25 protein-coding genes are annotated in these 19,740 nt (G+C 70.1%); 11 read left to right on the top strand and 14 right to left on the bottom strand.

Translation table 11 applies throughout. The annotated features are described in order from the left end of the window. Positions 1-147: 147 nt before the first annotated feature. On the bottom strand, positions 148-894 hold the full coding sequence (locus ACZ4TO_RS09240; RefSeq protein WP_468023871.1) for a hypothetical protein: 747 nt from the start codon (positions 892-894) through the stop codon (positions 148-150). Further along, positions 891-1,034, bottom strand: coding sequence for a hypothetical protein (locus tag ACZ4TO_RS09245; RefSeq protein ID WP_468023872.1), 144 nt, complete (start codon positions 1,032-1,034; stop codon positions 891-893). Before ACZ4TO_RS09245 ends, ACZ4TO_RS09240 begins: the two co-directional genes overlap by 4 nt. A 171-nt stretch (positions 1,035-1,205) precedes the next feature. Between ACZ4TO_RS09245 and dapA the strand changes: the two genes are divergently transcribed. Further along, entirely contained in the window at positions 1,206-2,174 is a 969-nt protein-coding gene (gene dapA, locus ACZ4TO_RS09250; RefSeq protein ID WP_468023873.1) for a 4-hydroxy-tetrahydrodipicolinate synthase, read from the top strand. Positions 2,175-2,230: 56 nt separating this feature from the next. Here dapA and ACZ4TO_RS09255 read toward each other — a convergent pair whose 3' ends face one another. Then, entirely contained in the window at positions 2,231-3,469 is a 1,239-nt protein-coding gene (locus ACZ4TO_RS09255; RefSeq protein WP_468023874.1) for a WD40 repeat domain-containing protein, read from the bottom strand. Continuing rightward, positions 3,466-4,035 (bottom strand): SigE family RNA polymerase sigma factor, encoded by a 570-nt coding sequence (locus ACZ4TO_RS09260; protein ID WP_385044347.1) that lies wholly within the window; start codon positions 4,033-4,035, stop codon positions 3,466-3,468. The genes ACZ4TO_RS09255 and ACZ4TO_RS09260 overlap by 4 nt, the downstream gene beginning before the upstream one ends. 137 nt (positions 4,036-4,172) lie before the next feature. Between ACZ4TO_RS09260 and ACZ4TO_RS09265 the strand changes: the two genes are divergently transcribed. Beyond that, complete coding sequence (locus ACZ4TO_RS09265) at positions 4,173-4,670, top strand: HAD domain-containing protein (RefSeq protein WP_468023875.1); 498 nt, start codon at positions 4,173-4,175, stop codon at positions 4,668-4,670. A gap of 123 nt (positions 4,671-4,793) precedes the next feature. Here ACZ4TO_RS09265 and ACZ4TO_RS09270 read toward each other — a convergent pair whose 3' ends face one another. Then, positions 4,794-6,299 (bottom strand): MFS transporter, encoded by a 1,506-nt coding sequence (locus ACZ4TO_RS09270; RefSeq protein WP_468023876.1) that lies wholly within the window; start codon positions 6,297-6,299, stop codon positions 4,794-4,796. Between the two features lie 159 nt (positions 6,300-6,458). Here ACZ4TO_RS09270 and ACZ4TO_RS09275 point away from each other — a divergent pair, with 159 nt between their 5' ends. Together ACZ4TO_RS09275 and ACZ4TO_RS09280 are read left to right on the top strand one after the other, a co-directional pair. Continuing rightward, positions 6,459-6,935, top strand: coding sequence for a MarR family winged helix-turn-helix transcriptional regulator (locus ACZ4TO_RS09275; RefSeq protein ID WP_468024353.1), 477 nt, complete (start codon positions 6,459-6,461; stop codon positions 6,933-6,935). A 228-nt stretch (positions 6,936-7,163) separates the two neighbouring features. Continuing rightward, positions 7,164-7,448: a hypothetical protein gene (locus tag ACZ4TO_RS09280; protein WP_468023877.1), complete on the top strand. Its 285-nt coding sequence runs from the start codon at positions 7,164-7,166 to the stop codon at positions 7,446-7,448. A gap of 250 nt (positions 7,449-7,698) precedes the next feature. Here ACZ4TO_RS09280 and ACZ4TO_RS09285 read toward each other — a convergent pair whose 3' ends face one another. Next, positions 7,699-8,121 carry a hypothetical protein gene (locus ACZ4TO_RS09285; protein ID WP_468023878.1) on the bottom strand — a complete coding sequence of 141 codons (423 nt, stop codon included), beginning with the start codon at positions 8,119-8,121 and terminating at the stop codon, positions 7,699-7,701. A gap of 159 nt (positions 8,122-8,280) precedes the next feature. Between ACZ4TO_RS09285 and ACZ4TO_RS09290 the strand changes: the two genes are divergently transcribed. The 3 genes from ACZ4TO_RS09290 to ACZ4TO_RS09300 all read left to right on the top strand — a co-directional run bounded on the left by ACZ4TO_RS09290 (position 8,281) and on the right by ACZ4TO_RS09300 (position 9,736). Beyond that, positions 8,281-8,589: a DUF7677 family protein gene (locus ACZ4TO_RS09290; RefSeq protein ID WP_468023879.1), complete on the top strand. Its 309-nt coding sequence runs from the start codon at positions 8,281-8,283 to the stop codon at positions 8,587-8,589. A gap of 171 nt (positions 8,590-8,760) precedes the next feature. Next, entirely contained in the window at positions 8,761-9,177 is a 417-nt protein-coding gene (locus tag ACZ4TO_RS09295; protein WP_468023880.1) for a DUF6234 family protein, read from the top strand. A gap of 349 nt (positions 9,178-9,526) precedes the next feature. Continuing rightward, positions 9,527-9,736, top strand: a complete 210-nt coding sequence (locus ACZ4TO_RS09300) for a hypothetical protein (RefSeq protein ID WP_468023881.1) — start codon at positions 9,527-9,529, stop codon at positions 9,734-9,736. 158 nt (positions 9,737-9,894) lie between these two features. On the opposite strand, the gene ACZ4TO_RS09305 is transcribed toward ACZ4TO_RS09300, so the two are convergent. Next, positions 9,895-10,704 carry a hypothetical protein gene (locus ACZ4TO_RS09305; protein ID WP_468023882.1) on the bottom strand — a complete coding sequence of 270 codons (810 nt, stop codon included), beginning with the start codon at positions 10,702-10,704 and terminating at the stop codon, positions 9,895-9,897. A 1,015-nt stretch (positions 10,705-11,719) separates the two neighbouring features. Between ACZ4TO_RS09305 and ACZ4TO_RS09310 the strand changes: the two genes are divergently transcribed. Continuing rightward, on the top strand, positions 11,720-12,289 hold the full coding sequence (locus tag ACZ4TO_RS09310; protein WP_468023883.1) for a DUF4232 domain-containing protein: 570 nt from the start codon (positions 11,720-11,722) through the stop codon (positions 12,287-12,289). 365 nt (positions 12,290-12,654) lie between these two features. Continuing rightward, positions 12,655-12,948: a hypothetical protein gene (locus ACZ4TO_RS09315; RefSeq protein WP_468023884.1), complete on the top strand. Its 294-nt coding sequence runs from the start codon at positions 12,655-12,657 to the stop codon at positions 12,946-12,948. 102 nt (positions 12,949-13,050) lie between these two features. Here the strand turns inward: ACZ4TO_RS09315 and ACZ4TO_RS09320 are convergent, their stop codons facing one another. The 4 genes from ACZ4TO_RS09320 to ACZ4TO_RS09335 all read right to left on the bottom strand — a co-directional run bounded on the left by ACZ4TO_RS09320 (position 13,051) and on the right by ACZ4TO_RS09335 (position 15,587). Continuing rightward, on the bottom strand, positions 13,051-13,350 hold the full coding sequence (locus ACZ4TO_RS09320) for a DUF6959 family protein (protein WP_468023885.1): 300 nt from the start codon (positions 13,348-13,350) through the stop codon (positions 13,051-13,053). Positions 13,351-13,599: 249 nt separating this feature from the next. After that, on the bottom strand, positions 13,600-14,589 hold the full coding sequence (gene dapD / locus ACZ4TO_RS09325) for a 2,3,4,5-tetrahydropyridine-2,6-dicarboxylate N-succinyltransferase (RefSeq protein ID WP_468023886.1): 990 nt from the start codon (positions 14,587-14,589) through the stop codon (positions 13,600-13,602). 73 nt (positions 14,590-14,662) lie between these two features. Next, a complete protein-coding gene (locus ACZ4TO_RS09330; RefSeq protein ID WP_382795941.1) occupies positions 14,663-15,232 on the bottom strand; it encodes a TetR/AcrR family transcriptional regulator in 570 nt (189 codons plus the stop codon). 34 nt (positions 15,233-15,266) lie between these two features. After that, on the bottom strand, positions 15,267-15,587 hold the full coding sequence (locus ACZ4TO_RS09335; protein WP_382795939.1) for a DMT family transporter: 321 nt from the start codon (positions 15,585-15,587) through the stop codon (positions 15,267-15,269). A gap of 182 nt (positions 15,588-15,769) precedes the next feature. On the opposite strand from ACZ4TO_RS09335, the gene ACZ4TO_RS09340 reads away from it, so the two are divergent. Then, positions 15,770-16,930, top strand: coding sequence for a DUF7847 domain-containing protein (locus ACZ4TO_RS09340; protein WP_468023887.1), 1,161 nt, complete (start codon positions 15,770-15,772; stop codon positions 16,928-16,930). Here ACZ4TO_RS09340 and ACZ4TO_RS09345 read toward each other — a convergent pair. Next, positions 16,919-17,284, bottom strand: a complete 366-nt coding sequence (locus ACZ4TO_RS09345; protein WP_382795934.1) for a VOC family protein — start codon at positions 17,282-17,284, stop codon at positions 16,919-16,921. The two genes, ACZ4TO_RS09340 and ACZ4TO_RS09345, sit on opposite strands and share 12 nt — an antisense overlap. Before the next feature lie 497 nt (positions 17,285-17,781). Between ACZ4TO_RS09345 and ACZ4TO_RS09350 the strand changes: the two genes are divergently transcribed. Continuing rightward, positions 17,782-18,738, top strand: a complete 957-nt coding sequence (locus tag ACZ4TO_RS09350) for an AbfB domain-containing protein (protein WP_468023888.1) — start codon at positions 17,782-17,784, stop codon at positions 18,736-18,738. A gap of 119 nt (positions 18,739-18,857) precedes the next feature. Here ACZ4TO_RS09350 and ACZ4TO_RS09355 read toward each other — a convergent pair whose 3' ends face one another. Next, positions 18,858-19,220 (bottom strand): metal-sulfur cluster assembly factor, encoded by a 363-nt coding sequence (locus ACZ4TO_RS09355; RefSeq protein WP_382796005.1) that lies wholly within the window; start codon positions 19,218-19,220, stop codon positions 18,858-18,860. Positions 19,221-19,270: 50 nt separating this feature from the next. Further along, positions 19,271-19,735 (bottom strand): Fe-S cluster assembly sulfur transfer protein SufU, encoded by a 465-nt coding sequence (gene sufU, locus ACZ4TO_RS09360; protein WP_151470345.1) that lies wholly within the window; start codon positions 19,733-19,735, stop codon positions 19,271-19,273. Positions 19,736-19,740: the final 5 nt, after the last annotated feature.

The following is a 19,740-nucleotide window of genomic DNA, read 5'->3' on the forward strand; positions in this document are numbered from 1 at the left end:
AGGGGGGGGGAGGGGGGGAGGGAGGAGGGGGGGGGGAGGGGGGGGGGGGGGGGGGGGGGGGGGGGGGGGGGGGGAGGGGACCCCCCCCCCCCCCCCCCCCGCCGCGTCGTTCCCCTCCGGTCCTTCGACTACCCGGCCCGGCTCGCGCTACCCCTGGGTCCCCTCGCCCTGCAACCGGCCCAACTGGCTCTGGAACCAGTCGAGTCGGGCCTGGAGGAGAGCGGCCTCCGCGACCAGCTCGGGCACCCCGAGACCGGCCGCGGCGCCCGCGAGGCCGACCGCCGCACCCCCGGGACCGGCCAGGACGTCCCCGGGACCGGCCGCGACTCCCCCGGGGCCTTCGACGCCGGCCACGGGAGCGCCGCCGGCCCGGACCCGCAGACCCTCACCGGCCAGCCGCGCGAAGGAGGCGAGCGAGAGCGACGTACGACCGCGCACGCAGCCCGCGCACGCGGCACTCAGGGCGCGCCAGCCCGGACGTCCCCAGCCCGCGTCCGCCAGCGCCGCGGCCGGGGCGCCGCAGCCGCAGGGGCCGACGGTGGCGCCGCGGACCCGCTGGCGGGCGTAGCGGAATCCCCGCTCGAAGCGGATGTAGGCGCCGAGGACGGAGACTTCCAGGAGCACGGCGGCCCGGTGTTCGGCGGTGCACAGCATCGCCTCGGCGACGGCGGACTCGTGCACGCAGTGGAAGCCGCAGTCGCAGCGGCGGTTCGGGGCGCGGTGCCGCCGTCCGTAGACACAGCGCGCGTCGTCGAGTACTCCGTACGGCAGCGCGCCGCCCAGCGATACGCCGGTGAACCCGGCCCGGATGCCGTCCTGGGACAGCACCGGGTGGGCGATCTTGTATCCGGTCGGCGGCTCCGTCGGGCGTTCCTCGGGGAGCCGCAGCCTCATCGTCCGGCCGGAACCTCTTCGACCGGGGCCGCCTCCGACTCCTCGACCAGGTCGGGGAGTTCGGCGATCCCCGAGGTCTCCTCGTGGGTGCGAACCTGTTCCTCCGCCACTCCGGTGGCGAGTGCCTTGCCGAGCCTCATGACGCCTCCCGCGGTACCGACGAATGCCGTTCAGGTCATGGTGACCCATGACGCCCCGGTTTGGCACCAGTGCCTCGTTCATCCCCGCACCCGAACTATGTAGCACTCGTTGACGACATCTCGTAGAAGATTTAAGTGGAGCTTCACAATGGAGTGGCCGACACTACGTTCATGACCGCTCCGAGGACCGCTCCCGCGACCGCCGCCTCCGCCGCCCCGCCCGGCAGGCCCCTCCCCGCGACCCGGCCCGCCGCCCCCTTCGGCCGCGCCCTGTGCGCGATGGTCACGCCGTTCACCCGGGCGGGCGAGCTGGACGTCGACGGGGCGCGGCGGCTCGCCGCCCGGCTGGTGGCCGAGGGCTGCGACGGGCTGGTGCTGTCCGGGACGACGGGTGAGTCGCCGACCACGTCGGACGCCGAGAAGGAGACGCTGGTGCGGGCGGTGCGGGAGGCCGTGGGCGACGACGTGTCCATCGTCGCGGGGGTCGGGACGGCCGACACCCGGCACACCGTGGAACTGGCCGCGGCGGCCGAAAAGGCCGGAGCGGACGGGCTGTTGGTCGTCGCGCCGTACTACAGCAGGCCTCCGCAGGACGCGGTCGAGGCGCACTTCCGGGAGATCGCGGACGCCTCGGGGCTGCCGCTCATGCTGTACGACATCCCGGGGCGCACCGGGACACGGATCGAGCCGGAGACGATGATCCGGCTCGCGGGGCATCAGCGGATCGTGGCCGTGAAGGACTGCGCGTACGACCTGCTCGGCACCCAAAAGGTTTTGGCCGACACGGAGTTGGCGTACTACGCGGGCTGCGACGAGTACGTCCTCGCGCTGTACGCGATCGGCGCGGCCGGGTACGTCAGCACGGTGGCGAACGTCGTGCCGGGCCTGATGCGGGCCGTGCTCGACGCGTTCGACGGCGGCGACACGGCGGCGGCCGGGCTGATGCGGCGGGCCCTGCCGCTGATCGAGGCGATGATGGCGGCCGGCCTGCCGGGCACGGTCACCGCGAAGGCGCTGCTGGCCGCGCTCGGGCTGCCGGCGGGCCCGGTCCGGGCACCGCTGCGGCCCGCCGACCGGGAGACGGCCGACGGGCTGCGGGCGGTGCTCGCCCGGGTCACGGACGATGCCGTCGTGGCCTAGGGCGTGTCGGACGAGGGTGTCGGACAAGCCCCGCGGAGCGGACCACCGATGTCGACTCAGCGCTCGGCAAAGAGGGGCTCCCAGCGCCCCACCGTGCCGTCTGTGCCCTTGAGGAAGCCGCTGAGAGGCACCTCCTTGTCGCTGCCGATGGTGACCAGCACCAGCCGATTGTGGAACTCGTTCTTGTCCCCCTTGGCGATGTCCCAGGCGATCAGGGACCTGTCGTCGGCCCAGGCGAGGAGCTGCTGGCCACGGACCTCGGCCAGGTGCTTGCCGGTGCGCGGGTCGAGGATCCACGAAGAGGTGTGCCACTTCTCGCCCGCGAACTCCCCGGCGAGCCGGGTGCCGTCCGGCGAGAGTCCGGCCCCCATGAACCAGGGGCGGTACCGCTCCGCGTCGGGCACGCTCACCTCCCGGCCGGACATGTCGTAGAAGCGGTCGCCGGGCGTGACCGACTGACGGCCCGTGACGGTCTTCCCGTCGCGGCAGAACCCGAAGTCCTGGCGTGCCTGGATGTCGTTGCCCTGGTTGTCCCGGACGATGCCCACATCGGCCCAGGAGCCCTTTCCCGACGCCACGCCGAAGACGTAGAACCCGGTGCGGGAGGGCTTCACCGACACGGGGATCCTGTCGATGTTGTCCATCTTGATCTGCCGGTCGGGATCATCCCCGTACGTCGTCGCCACGAGCCTCGTGCCGTCGTGGGAGAACTCCAGCCCGCCCACCGGGTGGTCGACCGGAATCCACCGCGCGACCTCGCCGCTCGTGAGATCGAGCAGCCCGATCCGGTGCACCGGCAGATGCCGCTCCAGTACGGCGGCGGTCCGCAGACCCGGGGCCACGGCAACCCACGACCACCGGCTGTCCTTCTTGTAATGGCCGGACTTCGGATCGAGCAGCCAGTACGTGCGCACCCTGACGCCCTTGTGGATGCCGTCGTGGACGCTCCGCCAGTCCGTCTTCTGGGTGTAGTACGCGGCCAGCGCCGTTCTCCCGGCCGCGACCAGCGAGCGCACCGGTGACTGTGCCGGGTGCGCCGAGGGCGTCGGGTGCGTGGCGGCCGGTGTGGGGTCCACCGTGCCCGAGGGCCGTACGTCCTGTCTGCCGGGGTCCAGGCCCGGCACCGCGATCAGGGCGGTGAGCACCGCGGCCGCGGCGACAGCGACCGATGCCAGGCGCCGGGTCCGTCGGCGCCGGCGGACGGCGAACACGCGGTCGGCGAATCCCGGCGGTGTGCGCTGGTCGTCCTCGGCCTGCTCCCGGAACGTGTCGCGCAGAAGTTCTTCGACGTTCACCGGTGTACCTCCACGGGCGAGAAGTCACGGGCCGGCGGCTGCGGTTCGTTCCCGGGGCCGAGCGCGGCCAGTTCGGGGGCGAGCGTCCGCAGCCGGGCGAGCGAGCGATGGGTCGTGGAGCGCACGGTTCCGACGGAGCAGCCGAGGAGCCGTGCCACCTCGGCCTCGGGCAGGTCCTCGAAGTAGCGCAGGACGAGCACCGTGCGCTGCCGCGCGGTGAGCCGGGCCAGCGCACCCCGCATGACGATCCGCAGTTCGGCGGCCGCCGAGGCGTCCGTGGCGGGGGTCGCGGGGCCGGACGTCTCGGGCGGTTCGGCGACGCTCAGCTCCCGTCGCGGCCACTTCAGCCGCCAGCGGCTCACCTGCTGCCGGTACAGGATCCGCCGTACGTACGCCTCGGGTTCGTCGATCCGGTTCCAGCGGCCCGCCACCTTGATCAGCGCGTTCTGCAGCAGGTCCTCGGCCGCGTGCCGGTCTCCCCCGCTGAGGAGCACCGCCGTCTTCAGCAGCGCGGACGACCTGTTCGCCACGAAGTCCCGGAAGGTCTCATCCGCTTCGGCATCCATCGTCACCTTCTCGTCCCCGGTGGCCCCTTGTGACCCACCCCTGTGATCCTGGTGACGCGCGCCGCCACCCCCCGCTATGTCTCCGGGACGAGAAAATCACGCCCGCCCCCGCCGCCCGCGTCCTCTACGGTGACCGGATGAGCCGACCGCTGCTGTTCCTCGACGTGGACGGCCCGCTGAATCCGTACGCGGCCCAGAAGGAACGCAGGCCCGCCGGGTACACGACGATCCGCGTGGCGTTGCACCCCGGACGGCCGCTGCGGGTCTGGCTCCACCCCGGCCACGGCCGCACCCTCCTCGCCCTCGGCTACGAGCTGTGCTGGGCCACCACGTGGATGGACGCGGCGAACCGCTGGATCGCCCCGGTGATCGGCCTGCCCGAACTGCCCTGGGTCGACTTCACCGGCGCCCTGTTCACCGAGCGGCCCGACGGCGTCCACTGGAAGACGGAACGCATCGTGTCCTACGCCGCGGGCCGCCCGTTCGCCTGGGTCGACGACGAACAGACCCCGCCCGACGAACGGTTCGTGACCGCCCACCACCCGGCCCCGGCCCTCCTGCACCATGTGAACCCCCGCGTCGGCCTGAGCGAACCGGACTTCGAGGCACTGAGTGAGTTCGCGTCCGGGCTGTGAGACCACCGGCGTTCGGCCGCGGGCGCCGGACCGTGCGCCGGTGGGCCGTGCGCCGGCGGGTCCGGTGCGGGGTCCGTTCGGTCCGGCCGGGGCCGCTTGTCGTGCACGGTCCCTGGACGGGGCTCACACGGTGAGGTGCCGCTCGGCTCCGGGGCCGTCGGCGGTCGCCGGCTCGGCTGTGATGCCGTGCTGCTCGTCTTCGGGGCGGCCCTTCTTGGGCAGCAGGAAGGTGATCGCGAGGAAGACCACCAGCAGGCATGCCTGGACGATCAGCGCGCGGTGGAAGCCGCCGGTGAAGTCACCGGTCCTGGCCCGGGCGAAGAACACCGAGCCGAAGACCGCGACGCCGATGGAACCGCCGACCGCCTGGACCGCCGACAGGACGCCGGAGGCGGATCCGATCTCGTCGTCGTCGACCGCGGCCAGGATGAAGCCGAACAGCGCGGCGATCACCATGCCGGCGCCGACGCCCGCCACCGCCACGCCGGGAACGATGTCCCCCACCGAGAACGCGGCGGCATCGAGGCCGTCGAGCTCGAACCACAGCACGGCCGCGCCGACGAGCTGGACCAGCGGTCCGATCTGCAGCACCTTGCGGCCGATCCTGTCCGCGAGGAACGCGCCGCTGACCGCGCCGCCGATCGCGGTTCCCACCGCGAGCGGCAGGTTGCCCAGTCCCGCTTCACCGGCGGTGAAGTGCCGGCCGATCTGGAGGAACAGGGTCAGCACGAGCTGGGTGCCGATGAGCCCGCCGAAGAACAGGGCGATGCCGCCGAGGCCGACGGTGAAGGCCGGCTTGCGCAGCAGGCCCGGGGTCACCAGCGGCTCGCGGCCCGCGGCGGCCGTGCGGCGCTGCTGAAGGGCGAAGAGGGCGAACCCGGTCACCGAGGCGGCCATGGACAGCCACGTCCACAGTGGCCAGGCGTCCTCCTGCCCCTGGTTCAGCGGCAGCACCAGCAGAGCGCAGGAGATCACGACCAGGGCGGTGCCGGTCATGTCGACCCGTACCGTGCGGTCGCCCGCTCTCCTGGGCACGAACCTCGCGGCGACGATCAGTGCCGCGATGCCGATGGGCAGGTTGACCAGGAACACCGACCGCCAGCCCAGGCCGAGGAAGTCGCCCTCGATGAGGAAGCCGCCCAGGACCGGGCCGACGATGCCGCCGAGGCCGAGGACGGGTCCGAAGATCGCGAAGACCTTGGTGAGTTCGGGCCCGGAGAAGTTCTCCCGCAGCAGGCCCAGGCCTTGGGGCAGCAGCATCGCTCCGGCGACGCCCTGCAGCAGGCGGAAGGCGATCAGCGACGCGATGTCCGGCGCGACCGCGCACAGCAGCGAGGCCGCGGTGAAGGCCGCGAGTCCTGCCAGGAACATCCGGCGCCGACCGTAGCGGTCGCCGAGCCGCCCGCCGAGCACCAGACCGGCGCCCAGGGTGAGGGCGTAGCCGCCGATCACCCACTGCAGTCCGACGGAACCGGCGCCGAGGGACTGCTCCAGGTCCGGCCCGGCGACGTTGACGATCGAGGCGTCCAGGAGATCCATGATCTCCGCGACGATCATCACCGCCAGGATCAGCCACCGCCGGCGGTAGGGCTCGGTCGTCTCGTCGGGAGTGGGGGACGGGTCACGCACGCCAGATACCTCCATGGTGAAGTAATTCCATCATGAAGGTAAAGTGGTGCCGGTAGGTTGTCAAAGCGGGACGGCCGTGCGGACCGCGTGACAGGAGGGAAGGGCGGAGGCGTGGAGGAAGCAGTGCGTGACGGTGTCGCGGAGCAGCGTGAACGGCTGATGGAGTCGCTGAGGATCTACGGCGGCCACTACGCCGAGCTCAGCCGGCGCTTCGCCGCCTGGCTGGGCCTGCACTCCACGGACGCGACCGCGGTCCTGGAGATCGCCGCCGCCGAGGAGCGCGGCACTCCCCTGTCACCGGCGCGGTTGAGCGAGCGGATCTCCCTGTCCACGGGCGCCACCACCGCGCTGCTGAACCGCCTCGAAACGGCGGGGCACATCACGCGGGCCCGCGAGCACTCCGACCGGCGCATCGTCACGCTGCGCAGCGGCGGGCACATCCAGGAGCGGGCGGACGAGTTCTTCGGCCCCCTCGCCCACCGCCTCGACGCCGCGATGTCGCCCTACCCGCCCCGGTTCCTGGAACAGGTCGAAGCGTTCATGACCACCCTGAACACCACGATGGACGCCCACCTGACAGAACAGGACGCGGCCACAGCACGCTCCCGCCACACCCCTCACGACCGAACTCCCTGACCGACTGGCTCCCTCACCAAAACTGCTGTCACGAGGCGCCCTCGACAGCGGTCGGGACCTCGTCGACGCTGATAGGCATGGAGGACAGCGCGGTGTGGGCCGCGGCCTTGGTTCGGGATGAAGAGGTCATGTCGAGAGCCATAGTTGGAGAACGTGTTGATCTCCGGCTGCAGTTGCGGTTGCGGTTGCACCAGGAGCATGGCTGGCTGAGGCAGCTAAGTTGAGACTGTGGAAGAAGTGGACGCGATCACCATCAGACTCACGCGCGATCAAGCGTTCGTACTGTCTGACTGGCTCTACCAGGCGATGCTCAAGTCCGATGACCTTGCGGGGATCATCCACGACCGAGCCGTCTGGTCACCGGTCTATGCGATCTCGGGCACGTTGGACACCACGCTGAGCGAGCTCTTCATGGCCGACTACGGCGCACGACTGGAAGCAGCCAAAGCCCGTCTCCGCGGCGACCTGTATGGCGGGGACAGCGAGTCGACGTCGCCAGGCGAGGGCGGCTGAGGCAGGCGCCCGAAGCCCCCGCCCGCTGCCGCACCACTCGCGCACCAGATCGGGCGGGGAACCGCGGGGACTCATGGTGAAGAGAGGCCGGTCCGCGGGTTCCTTGCTCTGAGTGTTCGCCCAGGTCAGTGGTCGAACCGACCGCAAGGACTAGGTCTGGGACGGAGCCGGACGCTCAAACCCAAGGGGGCCGAGCCAACGATCGAAGCACTGGGCCTCGTCTTCTCGATCACCCTCGACGGTCAGTCACTCACAGGCAGCAGCGATCATGTGCGCGTCGGCCTGGCGAAGCACCGCTATCCAGCACGGCTGTGGTGCCCGCCCTGACCGCTGCGCCCAACTCGCCCGTACGCCCCTTGCCAGTCGCGGGCTTGGTCTGCTGGAAAATATCTGCTCCGAACCCTTGCCAATCGACGGTCATGGCGTCCTGTGTCAGCCCGTACACCCGCCCCACAGTCCGGTCGGTATTGCCGTCATCGCACTTGACCCTGATGACGTGCAGTCCGTCCTCTTTGGAGGCTTTGCCTCGACAGTGGTGTTTGCCGACCAGTTCAACTCGCCGGCCATCGATGAGGAGCCTGACGAAGCCTCCGCGGTCGAGGTAGACCCAGTTGCCGGTGAGCGCCGGATCGACTTCGTCATTGGTCCCCGAAGCGCCGCCACGCCCTGACATCAGCGGCTGACACCAACAAGCACGAACAACGGCGGTCGCGACCGGACCTCAGCGGCTGATCGGTCGAGGCGCACAGGCGGTTGGCTGACGCTGGTAGGGCCCTGTGATCGACCTGACAATGATGAGGCTCCAGTCCCAAGCCCAACAGATGATGTCCCCGTGGATCACCTTCCTGTAGACGTACGCGCAGCACTGCGCCTCTTCGCCTTCTACATCGCGAATGGCACCCTCGACGTGGATCTCTTGGAGGGCATCGACTACCGGCCTCAGCTCATGGCGTTCGGCTCTCCGTTGGAGCAGGTCTTTGCGATCTTCGCCAATGTCCTGCAGGTGGACGAAAACGGAGAAGTCCTGAACGAAGGGGACGCCCAGTACCGTGCTGCGCAATGGGTCCGCTCGTACTGCGATCCGAGCTACCGAGTGGAGCCACCGTTCGAGCGTTGGGAGACCGAGCTGCACGGGCCGTGACGGCAGTACCGCAGCGAAGTACCGCAACCACAGCACCCGACCACGACCGGACTCGGACTTCGCTTTGAGCTACGGGATGGGAAGTGCCTGGTGGATCGCGGGACCCATCAGGTGCGGAACTGAGTACCCGTACTCATGCTCCGCCTTACGCGCGTGGGCAAGGTGGCGCCTATGGAATTACCCGTCGCCCCTCCAGCCTTCGATGCCACCACCGGCTCCAGACAGCGGCGCCGTGTGGACCGGGGTGCCGACATCGCAGCCGGCTGCGGTCTGGTGCTCTTGGAACTGATCGCCCTGGCGGTGATCTTCGGGCTCTGGTTCCTGTCCGGCTTCAATCTCGACCCGGAGAAGACCGTCGCGAACGATCCCTTGTGGGGCTATCTGGTCGCCGCCGGCGGAGTCGGAGTCCTCGCCATCGCGGCGGCCGTGACAGCCGCCTGGGTCGACGCCGTCGTGACGGTGGCCACCCAAGCTGCTATGGCCGTCTTGATCTTCACCGTCTTCTTGGGCGGAAGTGAAGTCCAGTCTCACCAGGATCAGTTGTGCCACGACGTGCCGTCAGCGGCCAGTTGCGAGGGCCGTGGCTGAGACCGTGTGCCGCCGTCTCGGTATCCGTCTCATTCAGCAACTTCCGGAGCGGCCCAGTTCGCATCGGACTGCGCGTGAACTGGCAGACGCCGCCTGCGGGCTGGGACGGTCGGCTGCAGGGTGTTCGGCAGGCGCTCTGGGGCGACCCTCTAAGATCATGGCCCCAACGTCGTTCTACAGCAGGCAAGTTCACGGACTGCCCGATTCGGCGGAAGCTCAGGGATCATGATCACTCTCCCCGAAGCCGCCCCGCCGACCTTCGCCTTCATCACCGGGAGACTGTGTGAGACGCGTTTCGACAGCCGTCCTGGCTCTGGCCCTGGCTGCCCTGCTCGCAGGGTGTGCGCAGATGGGACCCAAGCCGGCGCACACCAGGTCGCCGGGGGAAGCGGCCTGGTACGAGAGCACCAAGAAGCAGCAGCGGGAGTACTGCGCCGCATACCGGGCTCACGACCCACAACACCCCATCCACGTCCCCTCGTTCGCCTCGGCCATGTCCGAGGACGAGTTCGCCGACGACTTCTACAGCGCGGTGAAGAAGAAGTGCACGCCGACCTGACGGAGCACATGCGCTGTGCGGTGGTGGGACGTGCAGCAACCACCCCGGTCTCTTGCCGTCCCGCCAGGGCCTCGCAGCGACCGGTTTGACCGTCGCTGACCGCACTGGCCGGGGCTACGGATCAGAAGGCCGCTGACGTCCACGGCGCGGGACGGGCGTCACCTCCCCCCGGTCAGGGGGAGGTGGGGGCGCGGGTGCGGGCCGTAGGGATAGAGCCACGGGCTCCAGTCGCCTTCCTGGAGGCAGGAGATCGCGATGAGTGCGTCAGTGGCGTTCTTGCAGCGTGGGTTGCGTGCCGCGAAGGACGCGATACGGGGTCGCTGCGTGAGCAGCCAGTCGGCGACGGTTCGAGGGTCGCCGTCGTACCACCACACGAAATTGAACTCCTCCCACAGGAAGGCCGTCCCCCAGCCCAGTGACAGTCGGACGAGGCCGGCGTCCGCGGCGGGGCCGGAGAGGCCGGCGATGTGGTCCAGCCACGGCTGCAGGCCGACCGTGGCGTGGGCGACGCCTTCCACGAGGTCGCTGATGTCCTCCGGGGACCGGCCGTCGGTGAGGGCGAGGGCGAGCAGTGCCCGGAACGCCTGCTCGACCGCGGTGCGCTCGGCGGCCGGCCAGCCGATCAGGTCGGCCCCGTAGCGGCCGAGACCGCTCAGTTCACGGGCCGGGTCGGCACCATGGCCTTCCGGGCCCCAGTGACGCAAGGCGCGCGGCATGAGGCGGCGCCACAGGACCCGGTACTGGTCCGCGTCCCAGTGATCGACGACCTTGCCTATGAAGCCTTCGAGGACGTCATCCGGCACATCCCGCGGATCACCGCCGAGGAGGCGCAGTTCCGCTTCCGTGAAGCAACGGGTGCACCCCGCCACCGGCCGGTCGAGCTCCGGAGGGGAGGCGAAGATCCGGTCCACCTCGGCGAGGGCGCTCCGCCACATCGTGTACGGGTCGGGGACAGACTGATCGAGCATGGCGGCTACCTACCGGGACTCCGCACCGTGCGCCGGGCGAAGAGCGTGACGTTACACGGGTTCCCGCCCGGCGGGAACCCGTTTCCCGGCGGGGGCGAGGTCAAGATCCGCAACGCCAGGCCGACCGCCCGACGCACGAGTGCCCGGGTGGGGCCGGCACGTTCAAGGCGGCCGTCTCCCTCGACGCACGAGCGCCCTCCCGGGCCGTCCTGGGTCTGGACGTTCAGGGACGTCTGAGATACCGCCAAAACGTCCCTACGTCCCTCCGAGACGACACCTCATGGCGAACGAGCGTCTGCGAGCAGCCAATTCGACGAAGGGCGAGACCGTTCAGTCCACTGCTGATCGCGTCGGAGTGGACCCGACGAGCGTCGAGCGGTGGATCACCACGAACCGCACCCCACACCGTAGCCACAGCTGGAAGGCCGCAGCCGTTCTAGGCGTCGATGAGGTCTATCTCCGGCCGACAGTGGAGAAGCTGGCCGAGACCGCCAGCACTTCCGAGTTGGTCACGTACTACCCGCAGCGCGGCGCCGTTCCAGCTTCCCTGTGGTCGTCGCTGATCGAGGGGCGAAGGATCAGTCGAAATCCTCGTATACGCGGAGCTGTTCCTCTTCGACAATCACCCCGACCTCCCCGACCAGCTCGCAGAGACAGCAACGGCCGACACCCAGGTGCGTGTCCTCCTGGGCGACCCGGAATCGCAGATGATCCGCCAGCCGGGCGAAAAGGAAGGCATCGGCGACGACCTTGCGCCCGCGCCCTGATAACCCGCCGCTACCTCGAACCGGCAGCCAAGACGCGCGGCGTGGCTTGGAGATCAGAGTGCACGACAGTCAGCAACGGCCATCTGCACGGGTGCAGCCTGTCGTCACCGTTCTGTCACGAGTAGTCGCCGCACGGAACCCTGCCGCTCTCCCGCCCTATCTGCACTCACGCACCACGACCACGCGTACCGCGGGGCAACAACCGACGACCGAAACCCGCGGACGAGACGACTCAGGGGGACGACAACATGCGTCACAGCAACGGCATTCGCAGGGCGGCTCTGGCGACGACGGCGGTCACGGCCGTCGCGGCGGCGGTGACCGGCATCCTGACCGGCACCGCCATGGCGGCGAGCACCACCACCTCTACCCCGCCGCCCGCCTGCTCGGCCTCCGCCCTCCAGGTCAGCGCCCGGCAGGCCGCCCACCCGCCCGTCGGGACCGGGACCGGGGCGGCGGTCGTGCAGTTCACCAACGTCTCTCGGAAGACGTGCGTCCTGAAGGGCCATCCGACGGTCGCGGGCGCCGGCAACGGCTCCCCCGCCCACAACACCCCGCTCAAGGTCACCCCCACCGGCAGGGCGGCCACCGTGACGGTCCGGCCGCACGGCAAGGCGTGGGTGAAGCTGACCTTCGTCCAGGTCCAGGGGGAGGGCGACGGCTACTGCGTGTCGGGCAAGACCCCGGCGGCGTATCCGACGATGGTCATCGGGCTGCCGCACTCCGGGAAGCACCAGGTCGCCCTGAACGACGGGTGGTGGGCCGAGTGCGACAACAAGGTGACCGTCACCCCGGTCTCGGCGGTCAAGCCTTCCTGACCCCCGTCCCCACACATCGCGCAGCCTGCATGACGATCGCAGGGCTCTGACCTACACGTTTACGAGGAACTGCACATAAGTGCAGGTCAGCGACTCAATGTACCTTCGGTGCGCTGAGTCGCTGACCTGCGGTGATCAAACTCCGATGACACAAACTCGCGTCCGTCGAAGTCCGATGGCAAACGGTCGAGATCCAGTGGCACAGGACAACCCAGACCGTTCACGGACGTTCAGACGAGACCACAAGTCCACTCCCCCAAGCCGACCAGCCGCGCATGAACGCAGGTGAACGTCCCCGAACGCGGCCCAAGACCCCATCAACACAGTTGGAAAGCGTGCCCTTCATGCCGAGGTACCTTCTGGTCATGTCGATCAAGCGCGTCTGTCCACGCTGTGAGCAGGACTGGGTCCATCAGTACCGCTTCAAAGCCGATGGGTCCCACTTCTGGTTGTGCACTGAGTGCGACTCGCTGTGGTGGCCCGACGACACGGTGGAGATCGCCCGGGCGCACTTCCTCGATGACGTTGTCGCAACACGCCTGGGTGTGGAGGACAACCCGTGGACCGACCGCGTATGGGCCGACGTCATCGAGCCCGTAGCCGAGGGCCGCACCACTGGCGCACCAGATGGAGCGGGAAACAGCGGGGAGTCACGGTGAATGCGGCCGAGACGGACGAGCCATCACCCCAGGTATTCGCCCAGCTCAGCGCCTGAACTCGCCGCAAATGCCCTCAGCTTCCCAAGCTGATAGCCCGACAGGTCAGTACGGCCGCGGAATCTCGTGCTCGCGCAACGCTGCCTCGTACCGCACCAGAAGAGCATCCAGGTTCTCCAGGAGGAGGCCGGCGGAGTCCCGAGCTCCATCCAGGTCGCCTCGCTCACATGCTTCCGCCACCTCGGCTGCCTCGCTGCGGAGGATGTGAAGGGAGTCGCCTTGCACCAGTACCCCCGGAAATCTTCTGCCAGGCGTGCGAACCACAGCGCCGTTGCCACCGTCTGTGAACAGCTCGGCTTCTATACGCTCCATCAGGCCATCCAACCTGACGTCACTGTCTGACATCAACGACGGTGGACGTAGGTGGTCTTGAGCAATCGCCCAGGCTCGGCCCGCAGCACTGCGACGGCGCTATGGGAGCCACAGGACCGCTTGACAAGGCCCATGCCTTCCTCAACGCACGAGCGCCCTCCCGGGCCGTCCTGGGGCCGTGGAAGGGCGCTCGATGGTGACCGACGTCGACGACTGCCGACAGCTCAGCGGCAGGTCGGAGCGGTGATCGACTAGGCGGCCACAGGTCACGGCCGCCGAAGGTCAGTTGTGGCTGTGCAGGATCTCGTTCAGGCCGCCCCAGACCGCGTTGTTCGGGCGGGCCTCGACCGTGCCGGTGACCGAGTTGCGGCGGAACAGGATGTTCGAAGCGCCGGACAGGTCACGGGCCTTGACGATCTCGCCGTCGGGCATCGTCACCCGCGTGCCGGCGGTGACGTACAGCCCCGCCTCGACCACGCACTCGTCGCCGAGAGCGATGCCGACGCCCGCCTCCGCGCCGACGAGGCAGCGCTCGCCGATGGTGATGCGGACGTTGCCGCCGCCGGAGAGGGTGCCCATGGTGGACGCGCCGCCGCCGATGTCCGAGCCGTCGCCGACGACGACACCGGCCGAGATGCGGCCCTCGACCATGGAGGTGCCGAGCGTGCCCGCGTTGAAGTTCACGAAGCCCTCGTGCATGACGGTCGTGCCCTCGGCGAGGTGCGCGCCGAGGCGGACCCGGTCGGCGTCGGCGATGCGGACGCCCTTGGGCGCGACGTAGTCCGTCATGCGCGGGAACTTGTCGATGGAGGTCACCTGGAGGTGCAGGCCCGCGGCGCGCGCGTTCAGCCGGACCTTCTCGACGTCGTCGACGGCGACCGGACCGAGCGAGGTCCAGGCGACGTTGGCGAGCAGCCCGAACACGCCGTCCAGGTTCTGGCCGTGCGGCTTGACCAGGCGGTGCGAGAGGAGGTGCAGGCGCAGGTACGCGTCGTGCGCGTCGAGCGGCTTGTCGTCCAGCGAGGCGATGACCGTACGGACCGCGACCACCTCGACGCCGCGGCGGGCGTCCGGGCCGACGGCCTGCGCGGCTCCCTCGCCGAGGAGTTCCACGGCCCGCTCGGCGGACAGCCGCTCGGTGCCGGCCGGGCCGGGCTCGGCGGACAGTTCGGGGGCGGGGAACCAGGTGTCGAGAACAGTGCCGTCGGCGGTGAGGGTGGCGAGCCCGGCGGCGACGGCGCCGGTGGTACGAGAAGCAGTCGTGTCGGTCATGAGTGCAACCTAACTTGAGGGGGGCCGCGCGGGCGAACCGGTACGCGGGGCGTCTCGGTGAGCGGGCGTCCGGTCACCGCCCCGGCCCCTCGCCGGCCCCCTCTCCGCTCCGCAGGACCCGCGCCAACACCTCCCGCGCGTACTCCTCGTCGTAGGACGTACCGGTCAGCAGCACCTGGAGGCAGATCCCGTCGAGCAGGGCGACGAGGGCCCGCGCGGTGACCGGGTCCGTGCGGAGGCTCAGGGGGCCGACGAGGCTGTCGATCCACTCGGCGGCCACCGGGCGCAGCGCGGGTCGGCGCAGGGCGGCGAGGTACAGCTCGTACTCCAGCTCCACACCGGTGCGGTCGCCGGCCAGCCATTCGCCGATCAGTCCGGCGAGTTCGGCGGCGAGGTCCGCGCGGGTGTCCTCCAGGGTGCCGCGCGCGGCGAGGACCTTGGCGAAGCCCTCGTTCGCCTGGCGCAGGGCGGCGACCATGAGTTCGTCGAGGGTCTTGAAGTGGTACGTCGTGGAGCCGAGCGGCACATCGGCCTCGGCCGCGACGGAGCGGTGGCTGAGACCGGCGATGCCCTGGGCGCCGACGACACGGATCGCCGCGTCGATGATCCGCTGCCGCCGCTCGGGGTCGTACCGCCGCGCCATCAGCGGGGGCCGTCCGCCGGGCCCGCCCCGGCCATCAGTGCGCCCCGCCCAGGTTCAGCAGGACGACCCCGCCGATGATCAGCACGATCCCGCCGGCCTTCGCGGGCGTGAGTCCCTCGCCGAGGAACAGCGTGCCGATCACGGCGATGGCGGCGGTGCCGACGCCGGCCCAGATCGCGTACGCCGTACCGACCGACACGGTCTTGAGGGTCTGCGCCAGCAGCGCGAAGGCGACGACGTACCCGAGGACGGTCGCCAGGGACGGCCACAGCCTGCTGAAGCCCTCGGTGTACTTCATCGCGGTCGTCGCCCCGACCTCCGCCGCGATGGCACCGGCGAGCAGCACGTATCCCATGCGTACGACTGTACACATGGACCGCACCGGATGTGTACAGGTGTACGCATCAAGTGTCCGTCGCGTCAGGCGTACGGATCCCGTATATGCCGTGGGCACCATGCGCCCCAGCAGCTATCGTTCGCGATCACAAGGGGGCCGGAGTCGAACAGATTCCCAACAACACGTGGAGCGCGAGGGGCATGTCGGACAGTTCAGGGTGGGGACCGTCAGGGCCGTCGGGGCCGTACTGGGGTGCCCCGGGCGGCTGGGGCTGGCTGCCTCCGCCACCGCCCAAGCCGGGTGTGATCCCGCTGGCCCCGCTCGGCGTGGACCACATCCTCGGCGGCGCCTTCGGCACCATGCGCCGGTACGCGAAGCCGCTGTTCGGGCTGACCTTCGCGAGCATCGTGGTCCTGGCGTCCCTGACCCTCGGTCTCGAGTACGCGGCCTACCGCTCGACGAAGAGTCAGCTCGACCGGATGACCGTCGCGCCCCGGTCCATCGAATGGACCGACCTGCGCACCGTCCTGATCGCGTTCGGCGCCGCGTGGCTGGTGAGCATGGTGGTCTCGCTGGTGGCCAGTGCCTTCATCCAGGCCTCGACCGCGGCGACGCTGCACGACGCCGTGCTCGGGCGCCGGGCCCGCGTCGGCGCGGTGTGGAAGCGTGCCTGGTCGCGCACCCCGTCCGTGCTCGGGGTGACGCTGCTGATGGGTCTGCTCATCGCGATTCCGGTCGCGCTGTTCATGATGATGATCTTCGCGATGATGGCGGCCGCGGTCGTGAACGGCGAGCCGTTCGTCCCGCTCGGCATCGCCTTCCTGCTCCTGCTGCTCTCCGTGCCGCTGATGGTCTGGCTGTTCGTCCGGTTCAGCTTCGCCCCGGCCGCCGCCGTCCTGGAGGGCGCGGGCCCCGTGACGGCGATGCGCCGGTCGGCGCGCCTGGTCCGCGGCACGTGGTGGCGTACGTTCGGCATCCTGCTGCTGGGCGGCGTGATCACGTTCGTCGTCTCCATCGTGATCGACGTGCCGTTCCGGTTCGCGGCGCCGACCCCGCAGCCGTACGACCTGTCCTCGGCGCAGGAACCCGTGAGCGTGACCGAGATCTACGCGCGGATGCTGCCCGACATGGGGCGCTCCCTGGTGTTCTCGACGATCGCGGGCGTCTTCGTCCAGCTCTTCTCCCTGGTGTTCATGCCGCTCGTGACCAGCCTGCTGTACATCGACCAGCGCATCCGCCGGGAAGGCCTGGCGGACGTGCTGTTCCGCGCGTCCGCCGTGGCGGAGGCGCCCGGCGGGCCCGGGACACCCGGCGGGCCCGGGACACCCGGCGGGCCCGGGACGCCCGGCTCAGTCGAGTAGCGACTTCTTCGGCCGCAGCACGCAGAACTCGTTGCCCTCGGGGTCGGCGAGGACGGTCCAGGTGACGTCCTCGCCCTGTCCCACGTCGACCCGGCGCGCCCCGAGGGCGAGGATGCGCTCGACCTCGGCGGCCCGGTCGTCCGGCGTGAGATCGATGTGCAGCCGGTTCTTGACGGTCTTGCGCTCGCCGACCGGCACGAAGCAGATTCCCGGGAGCGCGTGCGCGTCGGAGCCGATGACGATCTCGTCGTCCTCCTCGAACAGGACGCGCCAGTCGAGGACTTGGCACCAGAAGCGGGCGAGCGCCGGCAGGTCGTGGGCGTCGATGACCAGTTGGTACAGGGAGACAGCCATGAACGGCAGTCTCCCCCGGCGACGAAGGCCCGGCCAACAGGCACACCGGTGACCCCCCGGCCATCAGGCACACCGGTGACCCCCGCCACCGCGGGGACGCTCCCCGGCGAGGAACCCTGTGGCGACGACCCTGCGCCGACGCACCCTGCCTCGACGAACGTGGTGTCCACACCCGGCAGGCCGCTCCGCCGCGGCCGCTCCCGTCCGACCGCCCCTCACCCCTCAGCTCGCCGCCCTCGCCCCGCGACCCGCGGCCCTCGCACCTCGCCCGGGGGGCGCCGACCTGGCCCAACTCCCCATCCTCTGTAGGCGATTGCCCGAAAAGAGCCGCACGTAAATACCTGCACGGCCACGGGAAACGACCGCTCGGTAGTCACCGGCTCCACTACTGTTTCACCAGCCGCACACCGGGTCTCCATGACCGCCCCGCCTCGTGTGCCGCGCCCTCCGCACCCCGCTTCGCCCCTCGCGCTCGCCCTCCCCCTCTAGGAACGCGCATGCCTGAAGTGCCGCCCGGATCCGGTTCCGACGGGTCAGTCCCCTCCAGGGAGATCGTGCCCTGGCGCCCCACCGCGCACGGCACGCCCTACCCGGTGTCAGCCGATCTCGTGCCCGTGCCCCGGGCCCCTTGGGAGGCGGTCCGGGCGGAGGACGAGGAGAAGCTGCCGGGCATGCGCCGGCTGTGGCTGGCCGCGGGGCTCGCGGTCACCGTCACCGTCGCCGCCATAGCCGTGGTCTCCGTACAGGCGGCGTCCTCCGACGCCTCGTCGAACGGGGCGCGGAACAGGACCGTGTCCGACACGACGAACCCCTTCCTGCTCGGCGCCCCGGCCCCGGGGGGAACGACCACCGCTCCCGCGGGCAAGAACGCGCTGTCCTCGGCGGGGACTTCACGCTCCGCCTCCCCGGACTCCGCGTCGAGCGCCTCCGTGTCGCCGGGGCCCTCGGACGGGAGTTCCGGGGGGTCGCCCGGCGCGGGAAGGACGCCCGGCGCGTCCGGCACCGCCTCCGCACCCCGCCCGGCCTCGGGGCTGAAGTCCGTCGAGGCGGTCAACTACCCGGACCGGTACTGGCATCTGAGCGACGGTCAGGTCCGTCTCGACCCGGTGAACTCGGGCAGTTCGGCGGCGACCCGGCGGGCCGCCAGCTTCAAGGTGGTGCCCGGGCTGGCGAAGTCCTCCTGCTACTCCTTCGCCACCGTCGACGGCTCCTACCTGCGCCACCGCGACTTCGTCCTGCGCTCCGACCGCGACGACGGCTCCGCCCTCTTCCGGGAGGACGCCACGTTCTGTCCCCGGGCCTCCTCCCGCTCGGGCGCCGTCATGCTGGAAGCGGTCAACTACCCGGGCCGTTTCCTGCGGCACCGCAACTTCCAACTCGTCCTCGGGCGTTACGAGCGCGACAGGCTCTACGGGGAGGACTCGGCGTTCCGTCTGGTGCGGGGCTGGGCCTGAGACCGACGCCGGTGGGCCCCCGGCCCGGGCACCGGACACTCAGCGGGGAAACGCGACGGGGCGGCACCCGAACGTGCCGCCCCGTGCCGCTCGGGAGCCGAGGCCCCGGAGCGAAGAGATCAGACGTTGAAGCCGAGCGCGCGAAGCTGCTCGCGACCGTCGTCCGTGATCTTGTCCGGGCCCCACGGCGGCATCCAGACCCAGTTGATGCGCAGTTCGTTGACGAGGCCGTCCGTGGCGGACTTGGCCTGGTCCTCGATGACGTCGGTGAGCGGGCAGGCCGCGGACGTCAGCGTCATGTCGATCGTCGCGATGTTCGCGTCGTCGATGTGGATGCCGTAGATGAGGCCGAGGTTGACGACGTCGATGCCCAGCTCGGGATCGACGACATCGTAGAGAGCCTCACGGACCTCTTCCTCCGACGCCGGCTTCGCCGTCAGGCTCGTACCCGGTGCCGCGGTGGCCGCGGCCTCCGCGACCACGGACTCGTCCGAGGTCACAGCGGTCTCGTCCGATGTCACAGTGTTCTCGCTCATGCCGTCTTCCTCTCGGCGCTCTCGCCCAGAGCCTGGGCCGTCGCGTCCTTCCACGCCATCCAGCTCAGGAGGGCGCACTTGACCCGGGCCGGGTACTTGGAGACACCGGCGAACGCGACCGCGTCCTCCAGCACCTCCTCCATCGCGTCGTCGGGCTCGATCCGGCCCTTGGACTGCATCAGTTCCAGGAAGGTCTCCTGGATCTTCTGCGCGTCGGACACGTCCTTGCCGACCAGGAGGTCGTTCAGTACGGAGGCCGAGGCCTGGCTGATCGAGCAGCCCTGACCCTCGTACGAGATGTCCTCGATCCGCTCGCCGTCGTACTTCACCCGCAGGGTGATCTCGTCACCGCACGTGGGGTTGACGTGGTGCACCTCGGCGTCGCCGTCCCTCAGACCGCGCCCGTGCGGGTGCTTGTAGTGGTCCAGGATGACTTCCTGGTACATCGAATCCAGCTTCACGTTCC

Source organism: Streptomyces sp. NPDC028298 (assembly GCF_055565895.1).